The 20,930-nt window shown below is 59.3% G+C and carries 19 protein-coding genes; 8 read left to right on the top strand and 11 right to left on the bottom strand.

Annotation, left to right across the window (positions count from 1 at the left end):
* From Q0O19_RS08510 to gpmA, 3 genes are all read right to left on the bottom strand, one after another.
* On the bottom strand, nucleotides 1–470 hold a 470-nt coding region (locus tag Q0O19_RS08510), incomplete at its 3' end, for a ThiF family adenylyltransferase (RefSeq protein WP_295521917.1).
* 18 nt (nucleotides 471–488) lie between these two features.
* Nucleotides 489–1,940, bottom strand: coding sequence for a S41 family peptidase (locus Q0O19_RS08505; protein ID WP_295521915.1), 1,452 nt, complete (start codon nucleotides 1,938–1,940; stop codon nucleotides 489–491).
* A gap of 70 nt (nucleotides 1,941–2,010) precedes the next feature.
* Nucleotides 2,011–2,751, bottom strand: coding sequence for a 2,3-diphosphoglycerate-dependent phosphoglycerate mutase (gene gpmA / locus Q0O19_RS08500; RefSeq protein ID WP_295521911.1), 741 nt, complete (start codon nucleotides 2,749–2,751; stop codon nucleotides 2,011–2,013).
* 112 nt (nucleotides 2,752–2,863) lie between these two features.
* Here gpmA and Q0O19_RS08495 point away from each other — a divergent pair, with 112 nt between their 5' ends.
* The 4 genes from Q0O19_RS08495 to Q0O19_RS08480 all read left to right on the top strand — a co-directional run bounded on the left by Q0O19_RS08495 (nucleotide 2,864) and on the right by Q0O19_RS08480 (nucleotide 5,122).
* Complete coding sequence (locus Q0O19_RS08495; protein WP_295521909.1) at nucleotides 2,864–3,265, top strand: rhodanese-like domain-containing protein; 402 nt, start codon at nucleotides 2,864–2,866, stop codon at nucleotides 3,263–3,265.
* A gap of 17 nt (nucleotides 3,266–3,282) precedes the next feature.
* Nucleotides 3,283–3,543 carry a glutaredoxin 3 gene (gene grxC / locus Q0O19_RS08490; RefSeq protein ID WP_295521906.1) on the top strand — a complete coding sequence of 87 codons (261 nt, stop codon included), beginning with the start codon at nucleotides 3,283–3,285 and terminating at the stop codon, nucleotides 3,541–3,543.
* Between the two features lie 94 nt (nucleotides 3,544–3,637).
* Nucleotides 3,638–4,102: a protein-export chaperone SecB gene (secB, locus tag Q0O19_RS08485; protein ID WP_295521903.1), complete on the top strand. Its 465-nt coding sequence runs from the start codon at nucleotides 3,638–3,640 to the stop codon at nucleotides 4,100–4,102.
* A gap of 18 nt (nucleotides 4,103–4,120) precedes the next feature.
* A complete protein-coding gene (locus Q0O19_RS08480; protein WP_295521900.1) occupies nucleotides 4,121–5,122 on the top strand; it encodes an NAD(P)H-dependent glycerol-3-phosphate dehydrogenase in 1,002 nt (333 codons plus the stop codon).
* 37 nt (nucleotides 5,123–5,159) lie between these two features.
* Here the strand turns inward: Q0O19_RS08480 and panC are convergent, their stop codons facing one another.
* The 6 genes from panC to metG all read right to left on the bottom strand — a co-directional run bounded on the left by panC (nucleotide 5,160) and on the right by metG (nucleotide 11,870).
* On the bottom strand, nucleotides 5,160–6,008 hold the full coding sequence (gene panC, locus Q0O19_RS08475) for a pantoate--beta-alanine ligase (protein WP_295521897.1): 849 nt from the start codon (nucleotides 6,006–6,008) through the stop codon (nucleotides 5,160–5,162).
* A 56-nt stretch (nucleotides 6,009–6,064) separates the two neighbouring features.
* Complete coding sequence (locus Q0O19_RS08470) at nucleotides 6,065–6,913, bottom strand: ScpA family protein (RefSeq protein ID WP_295521895.1); 849 nt, start codon at nucleotides 6,911–6,913, stop codon at nucleotides 6,065–6,067.
* Nucleotides 6,914–6,972: 59 nt separating this feature from the next.
* Complete coding sequence (locus Q0O19_RS08465; protein WP_295521892.1) at nucleotides 6,973–7,179, bottom strand: DUF3460 family protein; 207 nt, start codon at nucleotides 7,177–7,179, stop codon at nucleotides 6,973–6,975.
* Between the two features lie 116 nt (nucleotides 7,180–7,295).
* The gene (locus tag Q0O19_RS08460) at nucleotides 7,296–8,966 is read right to left on the bottom strand and encodes a SulP family inorganic anion transporter (RefSeq protein WP_295521919.1); all 1,671 of its coding nucleotides are present in this window, start codon (nucleotides 8,964–8,966) and stop codon (nucleotides 7,296–7,298) included.
* A 49-nt stretch (nucleotides 8,967–9,015) separates the two neighbouring features.
* Nucleotides 9,016–9,753: a YoaK family protein gene (locus tag Q0O19_RS08455; RefSeq protein WP_295521889.1), complete on the bottom strand. Its 738-nt coding sequence runs from the start codon at nucleotides 9,751–9,753 to the stop codon at nucleotides 9,016–9,018.
* A gap of 23 nt (nucleotides 9,754–9,776) precedes the next feature.
* Nucleotides 9,777–11,870 carry a methionine--tRNA ligase gene (gene metG / locus Q0O19_RS08450; protein WP_295521887.1) on the bottom strand — a complete coding sequence of 698 codons (2,094 nt, stop codon included), beginning with the start codon at nucleotides 11,868–11,870 and terminating at the stop codon, nucleotides 9,777–9,779.
* A gap of 86 nt (nucleotides 11,871–11,956) precedes the next feature.
* On the opposite strand from metG, the gene apbC reads away from it, so the two are divergent.
* Nucleotides 11,957–13,045, top strand: a complete 1,089-nt coding sequence (gene apbC, locus Q0O19_RS08445; protein WP_295521884.1) for an iron-sulfur cluster carrier protein ApbC — start codon at nucleotides 11,957–11,959, stop codon at nucleotides 13,043–13,045.
* Between the two features lie 44 nt (nucleotides 13,046–13,089).
* Here the strand turns inward: apbC and Q0O19_RS08440 are convergent, their stop codons facing one another.
* Nucleotides 13,090–14,655, bottom strand: coding sequence for a benzoate-CoA ligase family protein (locus tag Q0O19_RS08440; protein WP_295521881.1), 1,566 nt, complete (start codon nucleotides 14,653–14,655; stop codon nucleotides 13,090–13,092).
* 54 nt (nucleotides 14,656–14,709) lie between these two features.
* Nucleotides 14,710–16,281, bottom strand: coding sequence for a 3,4-dehydroadipyl-CoA semialdehyde dehydrogenase (locus Q0O19_RS08435; protein WP_295521878.1), 1,572 nt, complete (start codon nucleotides 16,279–16,281; stop codon nucleotides 14,710–14,712).
* A gap of 191 nt (nucleotides 16,282–16,472) precedes the next feature.
* Between Q0O19_RS08435 and Q0O19_RS08430 the strand changes: the two genes are divergently transcribed.
* The 3 genes from Q0O19_RS08430 (at nucleotide 16,473) to boxB (ending at nucleotide 20,723) form a co-directional block, all read left to right on the top strand.
* A complete protein-coding gene (locus Q0O19_RS08430; protein ID WP_295521875.1) occupies nucleotides 16,473–17,387 on the top strand; it encodes a helix-turn-helix transcriptional regulator in 915 nt (304 codons plus the stop codon).
* Nucleotides 17,388–17,544: 157 nt separating this feature from the next.
* Nucleotides 17,545–19,203 carry a 2,3-epoxybenzoyl-CoA dihydrolase gene (boxC, locus tag Q0O19_RS08425; RefSeq protein WP_295521872.1) on the top strand — a complete coding sequence of 553 codons (1,659 nt, stop codon included), beginning with the start codon at nucleotides 17,545–17,547 and terminating at the stop codon, nucleotides 19,201–19,203.
* A 92-nt stretch (nucleotides 19,204–19,295) separates the two neighbouring features.
* Nucleotides 19,296–20,723, top strand: coding sequence for a benzoyl-CoA 2,3-epoxidase subunit BoxB (gene boxB / locus Q0O19_RS08420; protein ID WP_295521869.1), 1,428 nt, complete (start codon nucleotides 19,296–19,298; stop codon nucleotides 20,721–20,723).
* The last annotated feature ends 207 nt before the right edge of the window (nucleotides 20,724–20,930 follow it).

Here is a 20,930-nt window from a genome sequence, read left to right as displayed (position 1 = left end):
TGCCCGTCCATGCGGATGGCCGCGCCCGACACCAAAGGTTTGCGGTGCACAACACACGCCCGGTTCACAGCTTGGCGGGTTTCAAAGTTGTCGCAGCAATCGACCACCACATCGGCCTGAGCCACCAGTGAGTCCAGCAAGGCTGGGTCAGCCCGCTGGGTGACTGCGGTCACCCGCACATCGGGGTTGATTTGCGCAACCGCAGCATGCACCGAGTCGGCCTTGAATTGGCCCACACGGTCCAGGGTATGGGCAATTTGGCGCTGCAAGTTGGTGGCGTCCACCTGGTCGTGGTCCACCACGGTGATCCGTCCGACGCCCGCACTGCCCAGGTACAGGCTGACCGGTGAGCCCAGTCCGCCTGCACCAATGATCAGCGCGTGTGAGGCCAGGAGTTTTTCTTGCCCATCGATGCCCAACTCGTTGAGCAGGACGTGCCGCGAATAGCGCAGCAGCTGCGCGTCATCCATGCGCGACTTCCATGACGCTCAGTCTTCTTTCTTCTCGGACTTGCGTTCTGCCAAGGTGCTGCTGGCTTTGACGGGCAGGCCTTTGAGTTTGTTCAAAGCTTGGGCCAACTGGAAGTCTTTGTCAGAGCCAAACTCGGGCAGGCGGCGTTCGGCCACAGGCTTTTTGGACTCTTCTTCCAGTTTTTTGATCGCTTGCTCTCGGGCTTTTTCGCGTGCGGGGTCTTTTTTCTCTTCGGCCTCTTTGCCGTTGGACAGGTGTTTTTCCAGATCGGCTTCGCGGGTGCGCAGTGCGGCAAAGACGTTGCCTTCGGCCGTTTCGTCCAGCATCACTTCAGGCACGATGCCTTTGGCCTGGATCGCACGGCCGTTGGGGGTGTAGTAACGGGCTGTGGTGATCTTGAGCGCCGTGTCCGGACCCAATTGGCGCACAGTTTGTACTGAGCCTTTGCCAAATGTCTGGCTGCCCATCAGGGTGCCGCGTTTGTAGTCTTGCAAAGCGCCCGCCACGATCTCGCTGGCCGAGGCCGAACCTTCGTTGACCAGTACCACCAATGGCACTTTTTTCAGGGCTCCCCCCGTGGCTTTGGTCATGCGGGTGATCGGGTCGTTGCTGGTGTTGCGCCGCCAGAACTGGGGGGAGGCTTTGTAGGCGAACTTGCTTTCTTCCAGCTGGCCGTTGGTCGTGACCACGGTGACGTTTTCTGGCAAAAAGGCCGCAGACAAAGCCACGGCCGCATCGAGCAAACCACCCGGGTCGTTGCGCAGGTCAAGCACCAGGCCTTTGAGCTGGGGATCTTCCTTGTACATCTCTTCGATCTTGCGTGCGAAGTCGTCCACAGTCCGTTCCTGGAACTGGGAGACGCGGATCCAGCCGTAACCCGGTTCGATGAGCTTGGACTTGACCGATTGGGTCTTGATCTCTTCCCGAATGATGGTGACCGGGAAGGTGTGGTTCTCGGATTTGCGGAAGATGGTGAGCAGCACCTTGGTTTTGGGCTCGCCGCGCATGCGTTTGACGGCCTCGTTCAGGCTCAATCCTTTGACGGCGGTCTCATCGATTTTGGTGATCAGGTCATTGGGTTTGAGGCCAGCGCGGTCTGCGGGCGAGCCTTCAATAGGCGAGACAACTTTGACCAGACCATCTTCTTGACTGATTTCGATGCCAACTCCCACAAATTTCCCAGAAGTGCCTTCTGAGAACTCTTTGAAGCTCTTTTTGTCGAAATATTGGGAATGCGGATCCAGGCTGGCGACCATGCCGGAGATGGCTTCAGAAATGAGCTTTTTCTCGTCGACGGGTTCGACGTAGTCGCTTTTGACCATGCCAAACACTGCAGCCAATTGCTGCAGCTCCTCCAGGGGCAGAGGGGCCAGGTTGCCGCGGGCCACCGTTTGCAGTGACACTGTGGTCAGTGCACCGGCCAGTGCGCCGACGCTGAGCCAGCCTGCGATCTTGAGTTTTTGTCCCATGTCTTTGAATCTACCGAGTCAGAATAGGTTCAATATACACCCGAGCGGCAGGCGGATGCATCATCTGGGGTTATCCCGCTTTGCCTTGGCTGGCCACGGCCGCAGCGGCCATCGCGGCGGCTTCTGCATCGCCCAGGTAGTAGTGCCGGATAGGTTGGAGGTTTTCGTCGAGTTCGTAAACCAGCGGAATACCGTTGGGGATGTTCAGGTTCACGATGTCCTCGTCAGAAACCTTGTCCAGATACTTGATCAGTGCCCGGATGGAATTCCCATGCGCTGCAAGGATCACGCGTTGGCCCGCCTTGATGCTGGGGGCAATGCTGTCGTTCCAAGCCGGAATGACACGCGCCACCGTGTCTTTCAAACATTCGGTCAGTGGCACGGCTTGGGGATCAGGGTAGCGACGGTCATTTCGCTCGCAGCGGGGGTCGTTGGCTTGCAGGGCGGGTGGCGGTGTGTCGTAGCTGCGCCGCCAAACCAAAACTTGTTCATCGCCAAACTCTTTGGCCATGTCCGCTTTGTTCAGCCCTTGCAGGGCCCCATAGTGGCGCTCGTTGAGTCGGTAGTCCTTGACCACGGGCAGCCAAGTGCGGTCCATCTCGTCCAAGGTGAACCAGAGGGTGCGGATGGCCCGCTTGAGCACCGAGGTGTAACAAATGTCAAAGTCCCAGCCTTCGGCTTTGAGCAGTTGTCCTGCAGACATGGCTTGGCTCACGCCCACGGGGGTCAGGTCAACATCGGTCCAGCCGGTGAAGCGGTTTTCAAGGTTCCAGGTGGACTCACCGTGCCGAATGAGAACAATTTTGTACATGGGAAATGTGGCTTAGAGGGTCATGAAATCGAGGGATAAGCCCGTCATTTTAGAATCTACACTTCCCGGCCTTTGAACAGGCCCTTGTTTTTTGCCTTTAAAGGTCTGATTCGTGAAATTTCTCCTCGACAACTGGATGCTCATCACCGTGGCTTTGGCCTCGGGGGCAGCTTTGCTTTTCCCTGTTTTGACCAAAGGCAATGGCCTGAGCCCGCAAGACATGGTGCAGCTGATGAACCGCGAAAAAGCCATCGTCATCGACGTTTGCGAGCCCGATGAGTTCGCTCGGGGCCATGTGATCGGCGCCAAAAATCTGCCTTTGGGCCAGCTCGAAGAGAAATTGGCCCAAATGGTCAAAAACAAATCCTCCCAAGTCGTCATGGTCTGCCAGGTGGGCGCCCGCTCGGCCCGCGCCGCCGCGACGGCTCGCAAACTCGGTTTTGAAAATGTGCAGTCCTTGTCGGGCGGCCTCAAAGCTTGGCAAGCCGCCAGCATGCCTGTCGATAAAGCCTGAACCCCAAGGAAAACCCCATGCAAACCGTCAAGATGTACACCACCGCTGTCTGCCCTTATTGCGTGCGAGCCAAGCAATTGCTCAAGTCCAAAGGGGTGGAGCAGATTGAAGAGATCCGCATCGACCTGGACCCTGTTCAGCGCGACCACATGATGCAAACCACAGGCCGTCGCACTGTGCCCCAAATTTATGTGGGGGACACCCATGTGGGCGGTTGCGACGATTTGATGGCACTGGACGCCAAGGGCGGTTTGCTGCCTTTGCTGCAAGCAGCCTGATGTGCAAGGCGCTCTCGATCGCCGATAATTAAGCGGTCTTATTTTTGGACAGGTCCCGAAAGGGGCTGTCCCCCTCCATTTTGAAGAGAAATCCATGACCGATACCGCCGTCAACACCGAAGCTTTGGCCCCTGTTTTTCAAATCCAACGCGTTTACCTCAAAGAAGCATCGCTGGAACAACCCAATTCTCCAGCCATCCTGATCGAGCAACAGCAACCCAGCGTGGACATCCAGTTGGGTGTGGAAGCCACGCCAGCGGCTGAAGGCGTGTTTGAAGTCTGTGTGACCGCCACGGTGCACACCAAAATCGGTGATAAAACCGTCTTTTTAGCCGAGTGCAAGCAAGGCGGCATTTTTGAAATCCGTAACCTGCCCGATGACCAAATGGGTCCGGTCATGGGCATCGCCTGCCCTCAAATCGTCTACCCTTACCTGCGTGCCAGTGTGGCCGACCTGATCACCCGCGCCGGTTTTCCGCCCGTGCACTTGGCCGAGATCAATTTCCAAGCCATGTACGAACAGCAGCAAGCCCAGCAAGCTGCCGCACCCCAGCAGTAACAGCGACACACGGCCGGCATGCAGATCACCGTCATCGGTGCAGGGGCCTGGGGTACCGCGCTGGCCATTGCGGCTTGCCGCCAGCCCTGGGTTCAGCGGGTGAACCTGCATGTGCGAGATGCATCCCAAGCGCAGGCCATGCAGCTCAAGCGCTGCAATGAGCGCTATTTGCCTGGCATCGAATTGCCGGCCAAGCTGAACATCCTGTCTGGCCCTTTGGACGAACAGCTGCAGCATGCCCAACGACAAGACCTGTTTGTCATTGCCACACCCATGGCGGGGCTGCGCGCCAGTTTGCAACTGTTGCAGGGCGTGCCTGCCTCGGTGGCTTGGTTGTGCAAAGGTTTCGAGTCCGGCACCGGTCTCATGCCGCACGAGGTGCAAGGCCAAGTCGCTCCGCAGCTGTTGGCCGGGGCCTTGAATGGCCCCAGTTTTGCGCAAGAAGTGGCGCGCAGCCAGCCCACCGCTTTGGTGGCCGCCAGCCCCCATGCCACGGTACGGGATGCCTTGGTCAAGGCCTTTCACGGTGGGGCCTTGCGCGTCTACGCCAACGACGACATCGTGGGGGTCGAGGTGGGTGGTGCCGTGAAAAACGTGCTGGCCATTGCCACAGGTTTGTGTGATGGGCTGGACTTGGGTTTGAACGCCCGTGCAGCGCTCATCACCCGGGGCTTGGCCGAAATGACCCGCTTGGGTGTGGCTTTGGGCGCTAAGACCGAAACCTTCATGGGCTTGTCGGGCTTGGGTGATCTGGTGTTGACCGCTACCGGCGACTTGAGCCGCAACCGCAAAGTGGGTCTTCTGCTGGCCCAAGGCCTGAACTTAGAGCAGGCTGTGACTTCCCTCGGTCATGTGGCAGAAGGCGTTTACAGCGCCCGCACGGTGCTCCAGCGTGCCCGGCAACTGGGCGTCGACATGCCCATCACCGAAGCGGTGGTGGCCTTGCTGGACGGCCACCTGAAAGCAAATGATGCGGTGCAAGTGCTGATGGGGCGTGGGCCTCGGGGTGAGGCGGTTTAAGACTTGGCGTCCTCCCGTTTCGGCGCGGGTATTGGATTCAGATTTCGAAGTTATCGATCAGACGCGTGGTGCCCAATTTCGCAGCCCCCAGCACCACCAGCGCGTCGCCCGATTGCGGCGCTTGCAGGTCTTGGCGGCGGCGCACGGTGAGGTAGTCGGGTTGCCAGCCGCGCTGGCGCAGACCTGCCATGGCTTTGGCTTCGAGGACGGACAGGTGGGTGGCCAGCGCGTCGGCGGCGGCCAGTGCGTCGCGGCCGAGTTCGCGCAGGGCCAGTGACAGCTGCAGGGCTTCGGCGCGTTCGGCTTCGCTCAGGTAGCCGTTGCGCGAACTCAGCGCCAGGCCGTCTTCAGCGCGGCAAGTGTCCACCCCCACCACGGTGATGGGCAGCGCGAACTGGCACACCATCTGGCGGATCACCATGAGCTGCTGGTAGTCCTTTTTGCCGAACACGGCTAAGCCCTTGCCTTTGCCCGCGAACACGCTCATGAACAGCTTCATGACCACGGTGGACACGCCTGTGAAAAAGCCCGGACGGAATTCACCTTCGAGGATGTCGGCCAGCGCCGGGTCGGCATGCACTTTGACGGTTTGCGCTTCGGGGTAGAGGTCGGTCTCGCGCGGGGCAAACACCACGTCGCAGCCAGCGGCTTCGAGCTTGGCGCAGTCGGCCTCCCACGTGCGGGGGTAGCTGTCAAAGTCTTCGTTCGGCAAGAATTGCAGGCGGTTCACAAAAATGCTGACCACGGTGCAGTCGCCCTGGGGCTTGGCCAATTTGACAAGTTTGATGTGGCCTGCATGCAGATTGCCCATGGTGGGCACAAAGGCGGGGCATTGGGATGCGCTCAGGCCCTGACGCAGTTCGTCGATGGAACGGGCAATGATCATGGCTATGTGGATGTGACTCGGGTGAGTCGGGTGAGTCGGAGTTTTCTAAGGCAGATTCAGCTGGGGGTGTACGCCAACCGAACATAAATGGGGGCAAAAGCCTCGGCTTGGGTGATTTCAATCAAGGTTTCCTTGGCCAGCTCGAGCAAAGCGATGAAAGTCACCACCAACACGGGCGTGCCCAGGGTGGGATCAAACAGGTTTTCAAATTCCACAAACTTGCGGCCTTGCAAGTGCTTGAGCACGATGGTCATGTGCTCGCGCACACTGAGCTCTTCACGGCTGATTTTGTGGTGCTGAACCAAATTGGCGCGTTTCAAAATGTCGCGCCAAGCCGATTGCAACTCGTCCATGCTGACATCCGGAAAGCGCGGCTGCAGGCTTTGCTCAATGTAGACCTGCGCCTGCAAGAAATCACGCCCGTATTGAGGGACCACATTCAGTTGCATGGATGCGAGTTTCATTTGCTCGTATTCCAGCAGGCGGCGCACCAGCTCCGCCCGCGGGTCTTCTGCCTCTTCGCCCTGGGCCACTTTTTTGGGGGGCAACAGCATGCGCGATTTGATCTCGATCAGCATGGCCGCCATCAGCAGGTACTCGGCGGCCAGTTCCAAGTTGCGCTGGCGGATATCATCGACATAAGCCAGGTACTGGCGAGTGACGCCCGCCATCGGAATGTCCAGGATGTTGAAGTTTTGCTTGCGAATCAAATACAGCAGCAAATCCAGCGGCCCCTCAAAAGCTTCCAAAAACACTTCCAGTGCATCCGGAGGAATGTACAGGTCTGTGGGCATGGAGAACAAGGGCTCGCCATACAGCCTGGCCACGGCCACATGGTCGACCACCTGCGGCATGGACGCGGGAGCGTCTGGCAGCGGGGCAGGCAATTCGATGGGGGTGGTCATGGACGGTGCTTGAGCAGCGAGGAATCAGCAGGCTCTGCGTGGGCGCTGAAACGCAGCGATCAGGAGGCCTGGGTTTGGTAAACGTAAGGTTTTTGGGCCACTCGGCTGTCTTTGAAGGCCTGCTGCTCCGTGCGGCTCAAGGGTTTGTCCCAGAGCAAAGCACGGCCTTGGCGCTGTTCGGCTTCCAATTCGGGGCGCTGAGCCTTGAGTTGTTCAATGAATTGGGTGGTGTCAGAGGTGTAGTCGGGGCGGCGGAAAATGGACATGCGGGTCTTTCTTTCGGGCAATCGGGGCGTGCAAAGCAGGGTGTGTAAAGCAGTGCGCGTAAAGGGGCGAACGAACAGAACTCAAGTCAGCGCGCAAGCACTGTCGTTGTTTGATTTTACTGGCCTTGGCGGGCGCAAAGACTGACGGCCCTTTGCAGCCCGGACAGCAGATCGGCCTCCAGCTGTTCTTTCAGGTGTTCCATCAGACCGCTGCGCCGGGCAATGTCCAGCGGTTGGTGCTGCAAGCCACACACAATCAGGTGGACCTCTTTTTTTCGGCAGGTGTCGATGAGGTTCATCAAGGCATCCGCCCCAGAAGAGTCGATGTAAATCACGTTTTTGAGGTCCACCACCAAAATGCGGGGGCCTATTTTGTCTTCGATGTCTTCAATCAATTGGACGGCACCGAAAAACAAGGCACCGTAGACACGCCAAGCCTGGATCTCGTTTTCATGGCCCACCAAGGCAGGGTGGTCCTGGTGAGCCACACTTTCGCAGCGGCTCAAGCTGGAGATGCGGTAGATGAAAGTCAGGCAGGCAGCGATCAGGCCCACCTCGACGGCCACCGTCAGGTCAAACACCACCGTGAGGAAAAAAACCGCCAACAAGGTGAGCCTGTAAGGCAAGCGGTACTGCCGCAGCAGCAAAAATTCATGCCACTCACCCATGTTCCAGGCCACAAACATCAAGATGGCGGCCAGCGCCGCCAATGGGATGTGATCAGCCAGCGGGGCAGCCACCAGCACCACGGCCAGCAAAGTCAGTGCATGCACCATGCCCGAAATTGGGGTGCTGCCGCCGCTTTGGATGTTGGTGACGGTGCGGGCGATGGTGCCGGTGGCGGGCATGCCGCCAAAAAAAGGCGTCACGAAATTGGCCACGCCTTGGGCCATCAATTCTTGGTTGGGGTTGTGGCGGTCGCCGGTCATGCCGTCTGCGATGCGGGCGCACAGCAAGGATTCAATGGCCCCCAAAAGTGTCAGGGTCAGGGTGGGCATGAGCAAGAACCTGGCACTGTCCCAACTGAACTCAGGCCATTGGAAAGCAGGCATGGACGAAGGGATGCCACCAAACTTGTTGCCAATCGTGTCCACCGGCAACGACAGCAACCAAGTGACCAAGGTCGCAAACACCAGCGCAATGATGGAGCCCGGCACCATGCTGAGGGCCTGGAAGGGGGTCCCGGTCAACCGTCGGCTCATGCGCAGCCAGCCGATCAGCAGCGACAAAGAAGCCAAGGCCAGCAGCAATGAGGCCAAGTTGGCACTGTGCAGGTTGTGCCACAGCGCATGCAGGATGCCAAAAAAGTCGGCGGGCATGTTGTTGATTTTCAGGCCTAAAAAGTCCTTGATCTGGGACAGCATGATCAGCACCGCGATGCCGTTGGTGAAGCCAATGACCACCGACACCGGGATGAAGCGAATCAAAGTGCCCAGTCGAAACAGCCCCATCAAAAACAGCAGAACGCCCGACATGGCGGTGGCCAAAATCAGGTTGGCCAGCCCGTAGCGCTCCACGATGCCGTAAACAATGACAATGAAGGCACCCGCCGGGCCGCCAATTTGCACCCGGGTGCCACCCAAAACCGAAATCAAGAAACCCGCGATGATCGCGGTGAACAGGCCCGCTTCGGGTTTGAGGCCCGAGGCAATGGCAAAGGCCATGGCCAGCGGCAGCGCCACCACGCCAACCGTCACGCCCGCAGCCACATCTTGAACAAAGCGTTGCCGGTCATAACCCTGCAAACTGTCGAGCAAACGGGGGCGAAAGAACTGGGTGACCTGCATCCAGTTCATGAGGTTTTCGTCGTGAGCAAGTTAAGTTGTGCTGAGGTATTCATACGGCACGGGCGCGCAAGTCAGACCACAAGGGTCGCAGACACAACATCCACAGCAAACCGGCCAAGGGCAGGGTGGTGATGTAGCCGCCATGTTTGAAGCCCAAAGCCCCAACAAGGCCACCCAGCAAAAACCCCATCACCAAAGACCCGTGCATTCGCAGGCGTTGGCGGTTGGCCAGCACCGGAGAAGCCGGGTGTGCACGGTTGATGTAAATCAATTTACCCAGCTCAATCCCCAAATCGGTCACCAGCCCGGTGATGTGGGTGGTGCGGATTTCGGCCTTGGAGATTTTGGTGATGACGGCGTTTTGCAGGCCCATGATGAAGCACAACAAGACCACTGTCACTGGGACGAACATCTGCGACCAAGCCGCGATGGCCGAGCCAAACAAGCCAAAAACGAGCAAGGCCACAGATTCGAGCGACAAGGGCAAGCTGTAGCTGCTGTGCAGTTGTTGGCGCAGTCCCCAATTGACCATGATGGCGGTGCACATGGCACCGCAGATGAAGGCCAAGAGGCAAACCAGGCCGGCCAAGGCCAAGGTGATGTGGCCCAGCACAAGCTCGTCGGCCACGGACGACAGAATGCCGGTCATGTGCGAGGTGTAACTGCCCACCGCTAAAAAACCGCCTGCATTGGTGGCGCCGGCCACAAAGCTCAAAACCAAGCCCAAGCCCAGATTGGCTTTGGGGCTGCGCTGCACATCGGTCCATCCACGAATCAGAGGAAACATGTTCAGCGCCTGTGCTGTGGGGGTCAGTGGATCCGCATGCCAGGCTTGGCACCCGGCCAAGGGTGCAGCACATGGATGCCGGGCTCGGCTTTTTCGTCAGCGTGGCTGGCGGCCAGCACCATGCCCTCAGAGACGCCAAACTTCATCTTGCGTGGGGCCAGGTTAGCCACCACCACGGTGAGTTGGCCGATCAGGTCTGCGGGCTTGTACATGCTGGCGATGCCAGAGAACACATTGCGCAGGCGACCTTCACCCACGTCCAGCGTCAGGCGCAGCAGCTTGACCGAGCCTTCCACCGGCTCGCAGTTGACGATCTGCGCGATGCGCAAGTCCACCTTGGCGAAGTCGTCGATGGAGATGGTGGGGGCCATCTCTTCGCCACCGGGGATGACTTTTTCTTCCACCACGGCAGGCGGCTCGAACAAGGCGTCGAGTTGCTCCGGCGTGACGCGTTGCATCAGGTGTTGGTAGGCGTTGATGGTGTGGCCAGCGCCCAGCAGGCTTTGCGCCTGGACAAACGTGAAAGGGGCCACGTTCAGGAAGGCTTCGACCTGCGCGGCCAGCGCGGGCAACACGGGCTTGAGCTGCAGCGTGAGCAGGCGGAAGGCCTCAATGCAGGCGCTGCAGGCATCTTGCAGGCGTGCTTCCTGGCCTTCTTGCTTGGCCAGTTCCCAGGGCTTGTTTTGGTCCACGTAGCTGTTGACCCTGTCGGCCAACAACATGATTTCGCGCAGGGCCTTGGCGTATTCGCGGTCTTCATAAAAGGCGGCAATGGCGGGTGTGGCGCTTTGCAGTGCGGCCAACAAGGCCTGGCCGTCGGCGGAGACCGCGCCCAGTTGGCCCTCAAAGCGCTTGGCAATGAAACCGGCCGAGCGCGAAGCGATGTTGACGAATTTGCCAATCAGGTCAGAGTTCACCCGGGCCATGAAGTCTTCGGCGTTGAAGTCGATGTCTTCATTGCGTGCTGACAGTTTGGCCGCCAGGTAGTAGCGCAACCACTCGGGGTTCATGCCCAGGCTCAGGTACTTGAGGGGGTCCAGGCCCGTGCCCCGACTTTTGCTCATCTTCTCGCCGTTGTTCACGGTGAGGAAGCCGTGCACGAACACGCTGTTGGGCGTTTTGCGGCCTGAAAAATGCAGCATGGCGGGCCAAAACAGCGTGTGGAAGGTGACGATGTCTTTGCCAATGAAGTGGATCTGCTCCAGATGTGGGTTGGCCATGTAAGCTTCGTAAATCTCGCCGCGTTTGCCCAGCAGGTTTTTCAGCGAGGCCAGGTAGCCCACGGGTGCGTCCAGCCACACATAAAAATACTTGCCTGGCGCATCCGGAATCTCGATGCCGAAGTAGGGAGCATCGCGGGAGATGTCCCAGTCGCCCAGGCCTTCACTGGTCGTGCCGTCGGGGTTGGTACGCACCGAAAACCACTCTTTGACCTTGTTGGCCACCTCGGGCTGCAGCCTGCCGTCTTGGGTCCATTCGCTCAAGAACTTGACGCAGCGCGGATCAGACAGTTTGAAGAAGAAGTGCTCCGAGGTCTTGAGTTCGGGTTTGGCACCGGACAAGGCAGAAAAAGGGTTGATCAGGTCGGTGGGGGCGTACACCGCGCCGCAGTTTTCGCAGTTGTCACCGTACTGGTCTTTGGCGTGGCACTTGGGGCACTCGCCTTTGATGAAACGGTCGGGCAAAAACATGTTCTTTTCGGGGTCAAAGAACTGCTCAACAGCGCGCACTTCGATCAGCGAGCCGCCTTCTGACTCTGGGATGTCGCGCAGATCGCGGTAAATTTGGCGGGCCAGCTCGTGGTTTTCGGGGGCGTCGGTGCTGTGCCAGTTGTCGAACTGGATGTGAAAACCCTCCAAATAGGGCTTTCGGCCCGCGGCGATGTCGGCCACGAATTGCTGGGGCGTTTTGCCTGCCTTTTCGGCCGCAATCATGATCGGCGCGCCGTGCGTGTCGTCAGCACCCACAAAATGGACTTGGCCGCCCTGCATTCTTTGGTAACGCACCCAGATGTCGGCCTGGATGTACTCCATGATGTGGCCGATGTGGAAATTGCCGTTGGCATACGGCAAGGCGGTGGTGACAAAAAGCTGGCGTGGCGCGTTGGGGGCAGACATGGTGGGTGAGTTTGTAGGGGAATCGGTGATTTTAGGGTGTACGGGGCGGCATGTCGGTAAACTCCGCCCCATTCAAGAAAGTGACCATGGCGACCCCAGAACAACTCCTACAGGCCCTGCAAGCCGTCATTGACCCGAACACGGGCAAAGATTTCATCTCCACCAAAACCCTGAAAAACCTCCAAATCGATGGCGGCCATGTGTCGTTTGACGTCGAGCTGGGTTATCCGGCCAAAAGCCAGATCCCGATGCTGCGCCAAGCCTTGATTGCCGCTGCAAAGGGTGTGGCGGGTGTGGCCAATGTGTCGGCCAATGTGACCAGCAAGATCGCTGCCCATGCCGCCCAGCGCGGTGTGGCCCTGCTGCCGCAGGTCAAAAACATCGTGGCGGTGGCCTCGGGCAAGGGTGGCGTGGGCAAGAGCACCACGGCTGTCAACCTCGCGCTGGCCTTGGCCGCAGAAGGCGCCACAGTGGGTCTTTTGGACGCCGACATTTACGGCCCCAGCCAACCCATGATGATGGGCATTGAGGGCCGCCCCGAGAGCGAAGACGGCAAGACCATGGAGCCGATGGAAAACTATGGTGTGCAGGTCATGTCGATTGGTTTTTTGGTCAATGCCGATGAGGCCATGATCTGGCGTGGCCCCATGGCCACCCAGGCCTTGGAGCAACTGCTGCGCCAGACCAATTGGAAAGAGCTCGATTATTTGATCGTGGACATGCCACCCGGCACCGGCGATATCCAGCTGACGCTCAGCCAACGCGTGCCCATGACCGGGGCGGTGATCGTGACGACGCCGCAAGACATTGCCCTGTTGGACGCCAAAAAGGGCGTGAAGATGTTCGAGAAGGTCGGTGTGCCCATTTTGGGTTTGGTGGAAAACATGGCGGTGCACGTTTGCACCCACTGCGGCCATGTGGAGCACATTTTTGGCGCCGATGGTGGCAAGAAAATGGCGGCCGAATACGGCATGGACTACCTGGGTGCCTTGCCCCTGGACATGCAAATTCGCCTGCAGGCGGACAGTGGCAAACCCACGGTGGTGTACGACCCCGACGGCGAAGTGGCGCAAATTTACAAATCGGTGGCCCGACAGGTCGCCGTGAAAATCGCGGCCAAGGCCAAGGACTTCTCCAGCAAGTTTCCCAGCATCAAAATCAGCAAGTACACCTGATTGGACTGTCTTCCATGCCACACCGGCCTGGGCCGGTTTGGGTGTCAGCTTGCCGCGTTTTCCTGGTCACGCAAGCGAAAACGCTGGATTTTGCCCGTGGCGGTTTTGGGCAGCTCGGCCACAAACTCGATGAAGCGCGGGTACTTGTAAGGGGCCAGGCGTTCCTTGACGAAAGCCTTGACTTCTTCTTGCGTGAGGCTTTGGTCTGGTTTGAGCACGATGAAAGCCTTGGTCTTGGTCAGGCCGTCGGTGTCCTCTTTGCCAATCACGGCGGCTTCCAAAATGGCGGGGTGCTGCACCAAGGTCGACTCGACCTCGAAGGGGGAGACGTAAATGCCGCTGACTTTCAACATGTCGTCGTTGCGCCCGGCGTAGGTGTAGTAGCCCTCAGCGTCACGCGTGTACTTGTCGCCACTCTTGGTCCACACGCCTTGGAAGGTGTCCCGGGTTTTCTCGCGGTTGTTCCAGTACATCAATGCACTGCTGGGCCCCTGGATATACAGATCGCCGATTTCGTTATCCCCGGTCACCATGCTGCCGTCTTCGCTTCGCAGCTGTACCTCGTACCCCGGCACGGCTTTGCCCGTGGTGCCGTAGCGCACATCGCCGGGGCGGTTCGATAAAAAGACATGCAGCATTTCGGTCGAGCCAATCCCGTCGATGATCTCGCACCCAAAGTGAGCCGTCCAACGCTCGGCGATGTCGCGCGGCAGGGCTTCCCCTGCCGAGGAACACAGCCGCAGTGCGACCTGAGTTGGGTTGGGCAAATCGGGGCTGGCCAGCATGCCACCATAGCCCGTGGGCGCGCCATAAAACACCGTGGGTTGGTGCTCAACCAGGCGCTTGAAGGTCGCCTGAGGGGTGGGGCGCTCGGCCATCAACACCACGCTGGCGCCCACACTCAAAGGAAAGGTCAGGGCGTTGCCCAAGCCATAGGCAAAGAACAGCTTGGCGGCAGAAAACACCACATCGCTGGTCTTTAAGTCGAGCACGCCTTTGCCATACAGCTCGGCCGTCCAGTACAGGTTGCCCTGGCTGTGCACGGTGCCTTTGGGCTTGCCGGTGGAGCCCGAGGAATACAGCCAGAAAGCCGGTTCATCGGCCAGCGTTGGCGCGGGCCATGTGGCTGGGCTTTGTTCAATCAAGGCCGACATGTTGATCTGTTTTGACGCCAATGGCGCTGTTGGGCGGGAAACGACCAGGTGTTGCACCTCGGTTTTGCCCAAATCCATAGCGCTTTCCAAGGTCGCCAGCAGTGCCCCCGACACCAAAGCCGCTTGCGCGCGGCTGTTGCTCAGCATGAAGGCGTAGTCTTGCGCCGTCAGCAGTGTGTTCACCGCCACAGGCACAACGCCAGCATAAAGTGAGCCTAAAAAGGCGACGACCCAGTCGCTGCTGTCGTGCATGAGCAACAAGACACGCTCTTCGCGCTTGAGGCCGAGGGCCTTTAGACCGCCTGCAAAACGGCGAATTTGCTCGGTCAGCTCGCCGTAGGTCAGGTTGCCCAGATCGTCGATCAGGGCGGTTTTTTCTAGCCGGGAGGCGTTGGTGGCCATCAGGTGCTGCGCAAAGTTGAATTCGGCAGGTGGGGGTGTTGTGTGGTGGGTCATTTTTGTCTCCTCGGTCTGTTCGTTGTGTTCAATAGGGCAGCGTCTGGAAAAACGTCACAAGGCCAGCTTGATGCCTTGTGCTGCCAAGGCGTCCAAGGCGAGCGAACTGCCTTGCACCGCGCTGCGGCGGTGGTAGAAGTTCAGTGCCCTGAGGCCCCCCAGCTCTTCGCCGCCGCCTGCGCGTCCAGGGCCGCCGTGCAGGCTCATCGGCATCACATTGCCGTGGCCGCTGTGCAGGGAAGCCACATCGGGCGAAACGGCGTGCACACGGCCATGGCTGCTGGCCAACTCGACCGAGGCTTGAGCGGTGAAAGCCGGGTCTTCGCTGTAAACCGAGCAGACCAGCGAGCCTTCGCCGCGGCGAATCATGGCGTAGGCCTCTTCGATGCTGTCGTAAGGCATCAGGGTGGACACGGGGCCAAACACTTCCACCGCGTGCAGCACCTTGGCTGTCATGGGGGTCTCGGTGCCCAGCAGCACCGGGGCCACACAGGCGCTGTTGGCATCGGCGTCCACCAGCGCGGCATGGCTGCCGTCAAACATCACGGTGGCCTCGGTTTTCAGTTGAGCCAGACCGGCCAGCACGCTGGCTTTTTGTTCCTGGCTGACCAGGGCACCCATGCGCACGCTTTCGTTGCGCGGGTTGCCCACGGTGGTTTTGGCCAAGCGTGCGCCAATGGCTTCGGCCGCTGCTTGGTACAGGGCGCGAGGCACAAAAACGCGGCGAATGGCCGTGCATTTCTGGCCCGACTTGACGGTCATTTCACGCGCCACTTCGACCACCAGCAGCTTGAAGGCTTCGCTGTCGGCCGTAGCGGCGGGCGAGAGCAGTGCGCTGTTGAGGCTGTCGGCTTCGATGTTGCAGCGCACCGACAGCTCGGTCACGGCGCGGTGACTGCGGATGATCTTGCCGGTTTCGGCCGAGCCGGTGAAACTCACCACGTCAAAGGCCAGCAACTGGTCCATCAGGCCTGCGGACGAGCCGCAAATCACCGACAAAGCGCCCACGGGCAGCACGCCCGCATCGACCACGTCTTTCACCATGCGCTGCGTCAACCAGGCCGTCGCTGTGGCCGGCTTGATGATGACCGGCACGCCCGAGAGCAGGGCGGGTGCGGCTTTTTCCCACAGGCCCCAGCTGGGGAAGTTGAAGGCGTTGATGAACAGGGCCACGCCGCGGGTGGGCACCTGGATGTGTTGGGTCTGGAAGGCCGGGTCCTTGGCCATGCGGATGCGCTCGCCGTCCAGCAGCAGCGTGGCGTCGCCCAGTGCCGCACCCTGTTTGGCGTAGTAGCCCAAGGTGAAGAAGGCGCCGTCAATGTCCACACCCGAGTCTTTGGCCACGGTGCCGCTGTTGGCGGTGGCGATCTCGTAATAGGCATCGCGGTTGGCTTGCAGCACTTCGGTGATTTGGTTGAGCCATGTGGCACGTTGACCATAGCTCAGGGCGCGCAGGGCCGCGCTGCCTTGTTCACGGGCAAAGGCAAAACCTTCGGCCAGGTCGATGCCTGCACTCGACACGCGGGCCAGTTCGGTGCCGAGCACCGGGTCCAACAGGGGCGTGCCTTCACCGGTGCCAGTTTGCCAGCGGCCTGCGAAAAAGTTGGGGAGCAAGGGGGTGGTCATGGTGAACTTTCCAAGGGTGGTGGGGGTGCGCATGCATTGGCGTGCACAAAAAAACTGTGTTGACTGTCCAGTTGGCGGTATAAAGAGGGGTTGATGCACTATTGTGCTTGCCCTCAAGTATGCAGTAAAGTGCATCTTTCGGGGTTGTTGAAAACAAAGGGTTTTCCCTAGTCTGCAATCAAAGGTTGAGCATGACACCACAAGATTCCACCTTGATGGAACCGTCCGAGTCGGAGGCCAAACGCAGTCCTTTTCTGGAGGCGCTGGGTGAGCGCGTGCGCAACTTGCGTTCGCGCCAAGGCATGACGCGACGTGCCGTGGCCCAGGTTGCTGATGTGTCCGAGCGGCATCTGGCCAATTTGGAGTACGGCACGGGCAACGTTTCGGTGCTGGTTCTCTTGCAGGTGGCCAACGCCCTGCAGTGCTCGCTGGCCGAATTGCTGGGGGATGTGACCACCACTTCGCCTGAGTGGCTGCTGATCCGCGAGTTGTTGTCCAAGCGCAGCGAGGCCGATTTGCGCCGTGCCCGCGTGCAGTTGGGTGAGATGTTTGGCGAGGGCGGCAATGCCCAAGAGCGCAAGAACCGCATTGCGCTGATTGGTTTGCGTGGTGCGGGCAAAACCGCGCTGGGCCAGCGATTGGCCAAGGACATGGGCTTTCCCTTCATTGAGCTCAGCCGCGAAATTGAGCAATTTGCCGGTTGTCAGATCAGCGAGATCCACAACCTCTATGGTGCCAATGCCTACCGGCGTTACGAGCGACGCGCACTCGAAGAAGCCATTCAAATCTACCCCGAAGTGGTGATTGCCACGCCCGGCGGACTGGTATCCGATTCGGCCAACTTCAATCTGTTGCTCTCGCATTGCACCACCGTCTGGCTGCAAGCCGATGCGGTCGACCACATGGGCCGTGTGGCCGCGCAAGGCGACATGCGCCCCATGGCCGCCAGCCGAGAAGCGATGGAAGACCTCAAACGCATCCTGGAGGGGCGTTCGGCCTTCTATTCCAAAGCCGATATGGCCATCAACACCAGCGGCCGCTCCGAGGACCAGGCTTTTGACGCCTTGCGTACTTCGGTTCGCCAACATTTGTCGGGGGCTGTTTGAATGGCTTGTGATTTTTCATTTCCTAGGGTAAATACTTAGAAAATGCAGTAAAGTGCATACTGATGAGAAGCTGAGTCTGCACTAAACTTCCAATCAACATGCAGTGAAATGCATTTTTTGACCAAAGTCAAACCCATTCTCACCGACGGAGACACCCATGACACAAGCTTTCCAGGTTGACTACCAAACCAACCCCTCGCAATACAAACACATCAATCTGGCCTTTGACGGCGAGATCGCGACCTTGTCGATCAACATCAACGAAGACGCCGGCATCCGCCCCGGTTACAAACTCAAACTCAACAGCTACGACCTGGGTGTGGACATCGAGTTGCACGACGCACTGCAGCGCATCCGCTTCGAGCACCCTGAAGTGCGATCAGTGGTGGTGACCAGCCTGAAAGACCGCGTGTTCTGCTCTGGCGCCAACATCTTCATGCTGGGTGTCTCGACACACGGCTGGAAAGTGAATTTTTGCAAGTTCACCAACGAAACCCGCAACGGCATCGAAGACTCCAGCAAGCACGACGGTCTGAAGTTCGTCGCCGCTTTGAACGGTGCTTGCGCGGGCGGCGGTTATGAGCTGGCGCTGGCCTGCGACGAAATCGTGTTGGTGGATGACCGCTCCAGCGCCGTGTCGCTGCCCGAAGTGCCTTTGCTCGGCGTGTTGCCCGGCACCGGTGGCCTGACCCGCGTGACCGACAAGCGCCATGTGCGCCACGACCTGGCTGATATTTTTTGCACCAGCGTTGAAGGTGTGCGCGGTCAAAAAGCCGTGGACTGGCGCCTGGTCGATGCGATCGCCAAGCCCGCCGTGTTCAAACAAGCTGTGCAAGCCCGTGCCACAGAACTGGCCGCTGGCAGCATTCGCCCCGCAGGCGTCAAAGGCGTGACACTCACGCCCCTGAATCGCACCATTGCGGCAGATGCCCTGACTTACACCAACGTCACGGTGGCCATCGACCGCACCAAGCGCATCGCCACCTTCACCGTCAAAGCCCCAGTGACGACACAACCCACCGACATCGCCGGCATCGAAGCCGCGGGCGTCAACTGGTGGCCGCTGCAGATGGTGCGTGAACTCGACGACGCCATCTTGCACATGCGCACCAACGAACTGGACATCGGCACTTGGGTACTCAAAACCGCGGGCAACGCCGCTGCCGTGCTGGCCTCGGACGCGACCTTGCTGGCCCACAAAGACCACTGGCTGGTGCGTGAAACCATTGGCCACCTGCGCCGCACGCTGGCGCGCATGGACGTGTCCTCGCGCAGCCTGTTCGCCCTGATTGAAGAGGGGACATGTTTTGTCGGCACACTCGCCGAGCTCGCTTTTTGTGCCGACCGCGCTTACATGCTGGCTCTGCCCGACGATGCCGACAAGGCCCCCAAGATCCAATTGAGCGAGATGAACTTCGGTTTTTTCCCCATGGTCAACGACCAGACCCGACTGCAGCGCCGCTTCTACGAAGAAGTGCCCGCCATGGAAGCCGCACGCGGCGCCATCGGCCAAGCGCTCGACGCCGACGCCGCTCTGGCGCTCGGTTTGGTCACGGCTGCACCGGACGACATCGACTGGGCTGACGAAATTCGCCTGGCCTTGGAAGAGCGTTCTGCCATGTCGCCTGATGCGTTGACCGGTTTGGAAGCCAACCTGCGTTTTGCACAAAAGGAAAACATGGCCACCCGCATCTTTGGTCGCCTGACCGCCTGGCAGAACTGGATCTTCCAGCGTCCTAACGCCGTCGGTGAAAAGGGTGCCCTGAAGGTCTACGGCAAAGGCGAAAAAGTCCAGTTCGACATGAACCGCGTTTGATGTTTTTTTGCGTTGTGCAGCGTGGTGCCCGGTGGTCCGCGCTGCAACCGAAATTTTCCCCCACCGTTGCTTTTTAATCTCTGGAGACTCTCATGTCCGGTATCAACTACAGCGAAAAAATCCCCAACAACGTCAACTTGAGCGAAGACCGCACCCTGCAGCGCGCTTTGGAGCAGTGGCAGCCCAACTTCATCAACTGGTGGGACGACATGGGCCCTGAAGGTTCCACCGACATGGACGTGTACCTGCGCACCGCCGTGAGCGTCGACCCCCAAGGCTGGGCCCAATTTGGCCACGTCAAGATGCGCGACTACCGTTGGGGCGTGTTCATGAACCCTGGCGAGCAAGACCGCAAGATCCATTTCGGTGACCACATCGGTGAAAAGGCCTGGCAAGACGTGCCTGGCGAGCACCGCGCCAACCTGCGCCGCATCATCGTGACACAAGGCGATACCGAGCCTGCATCGGTGGAGCAGCAGCGCCACCTGGGCCTCACGGCCCCCAGCATGTACGACCTGCGCAACCTTTTCCAGATCAACGTCGAAGAAGGCCGCCACCTGTGGGCCATGGTCTACTTGTTGCACAAATACTTTGGCAAAGACGGCCGTGAAGAAGCCGATGCTTTGCTCCAGCGCAACAGCGGCAACGAAGACAATCCGCGCATCTTGCAAGCTTTCAACGAGAAGACACCTGACTGGTTGAGCTTCTTCATGTTCACTTACTTCACCGACCGTGACGGCAAGTTCCAGTTGTGCGCCTTGGCCGAATCCGCATTCGACCCGCTGGCCCGCACCACCAAGTTCATGCTGACCGAAGAAGCGCACCACATGTTCGTGGGCGAGTCCGGTGTGAGCCGCACCATCCAGCGGACTGTCGACGTGATGAACCAGCTCAAAACCGACGATGTGGGCAAGTTGCGCGCTGCCGGCGTGATCGATTTGCCGACCATCCAGCGTTACATCAACTTCCACTTCTCGGTGACCATCGACTTGTTCGGTGCTGACGAATCGTCCAATGCCGCGACCTTCTACAGCTCCGGCTTGAAGGGCCGTTACGAAGAAGGCAAACGCACCGATGACCACGTCTTGAAGGGCAATAGCTACAAGATCTTGTCGGTCGAAGACGGCAAGCTGGTTGAAAAAGAAGTGCCCATGCTCAACGCCTTGAACGAAGTGCTGCGCGACGACTACATCACCGATTCCAAAGGCGGCATCGACCGTTGGAACCGTGTGATCACCAAGGCGGGCATTCCTTTCACCTTGACTGCCCCGCACAAGGCCTTCCACCGCAACATTGGCTCTCTGTCCGGCTCCAAAATCACGCCCGACGGCCGTGTGGTGAGCGACGAGCAGTGGATGGCGCAAGTGGGTGAGTGGCTGCCGACCCACGAAGACCGCGCCTATGTGGCCAGCCTGATGGGCCGTGTCGTCGAGCCAGGCAAGTTCGCCAACTGGATCGCGCCACCCGTCATGGGCATCAACCGTCAGCCTGTGGACTTTGATTACGTCCGATTTAACTGATTCTGAGTTGACTGCTGCCTCTGCCTCGTTGCAGGGGCGGCAGTTGACAGAGGAAGGGGCGGGTTCCTCATACTGGGTTACCAGAAATCGTCACCCGCCCCTTCCTCTGTCAACTGCATGGGTGCGTCAAGCGCACAAACACCGGTAGACTGCCGAGGTTAAAACTGGCACAGAGCGATGGCATGGCATGGCTTGGGGCCGGGCGCC

The sequence above is a fragment of the Limnohabitans sp. Rim8 genome (assembly GCF_945869175.1).
Taxonomy (GTDB): Bacteria; Pseudomonadota; Gammaproteobacteria; order Burkholderiales; family Burkholderiaceae_C; genus Limnohabitans_A.
Note: the sequence above shows the minus strand (reverse complement) of the source record. Positions and strands in the feature narration are given on the sequence as shown.

Bases quoted from the DNA above. Each gene is read 5' to 3' on its own strand.
- Q0O19_RS08505 (WP_295521915.1), bottom strand. From the start codon at position 1,940: ATGGGACAAAAACTCAAGATCGCAGGCTGGCTCAGCGTCGGCGCACTG.
- gpmA (WP_295521911.1), bottom strand. From the start codon at position 2,751: ATGTACAAAATTGTTCTCATTCGGCACGGTGAGTCCACCTGGAACCTT.
- grxC (WP_295521906.1), top strand. From the start codon at position 3,283: ATGCAAACCGTCAAGATGTACACCACCGCTGTCTGCCCTTATTGCGTG.
- secB (WP_295521903.1), top strand. From the start codon at position 3,638: ATGACCGATACCGCCGTCAACACCGAAGCTTTGGCCCCTGTTTTTCAA.
- Q0O19_RS08480 (WP_295521900.1), top strand. From the start codon at position 4,121: ATGCAGATCACCGTCATCGGTGCAGGGGCCTGGGGTACCGCGCTGGCC.
- panC (WP_295521897.1), bottom strand. From the start codon at position 6,008: ATGATCATTGCCCGTTCCATCGACGAACTGCGTCAGGGCCTGAGCGCA.
- Q0O19_RS08470 (WP_295521895.1), bottom strand. From the start codon at position 6,913: ATGACCACCCCCATCGAATTGCCTGCCCCGCTGCCAGACGCTCCCGCG.
- Q0O19_RS08465 (WP_295521892.1), bottom strand. From the start codon at position 7,179: ATGTCCATTTTCCGCCGCCCCGACTACACCTCTGACACCACCCAATTC.
- Q0O19_RS08460 (WP_295521919.1), bottom strand. From the start codon at position 8,966: ATGCAGGTCACCCAGTTCTTTCGCCCCCGTTTGCTCGACAGTTTGCAG.
- Q0O19_RS08455 (WP_295521889.1), bottom strand. From the start codon at position 9,753: ATGTTTCCTCTGATTCGTGGATGGACCGATGTGCAGCGCAGCCCCAAA.
- metG (WP_295521887.1), bottom strand. From the start codon at position 11,870: ATGTCTGCCCCCAACGCGCCACGCCAGCTTTTTGTCACCACCGCCTTG.
- apbC (WP_295521884.1), top strand. From the start codon at position 11,957: ATGGCGACCCCAGAACAACTCCTACAGGCCCTGCAAGCCGTCATTGAC.
- Q0O19_RS08440 (WP_295521881.1), bottom strand. From the start codon at position 14,655: ATGACCCACCACACAACACCCCCACCTGCCGAATTCAACTTTGCGCAG.
- Q0O19_RS08435 (WP_295521878.1), bottom strand. From the start codon at position 16,281: ATGACCACCCCCTTGCTCCCCAACTTTTTCGCAGGCCGCTGGCAAACT.
- Q0O19_RS08430 (WP_295521875.1), top strand. From the start codon at position 16,473: ATGACACCACAAGATTCCACCTTGATGGAACCGTCCGAGTCGGAGGCC.
- boxC (WP_295521872.1), top strand. From the start codon at position 17,545: ATGACACAAGCTTTCCAGGTTGACTACCAAACCAACCCCTCGCAATAC.
- boxB (WP_295521869.1), top strand. From the start codon at position 19,296: ATGTCCGGTATCAACTACAGCGAAAAAATCCCCAACAACGTCAACTTG.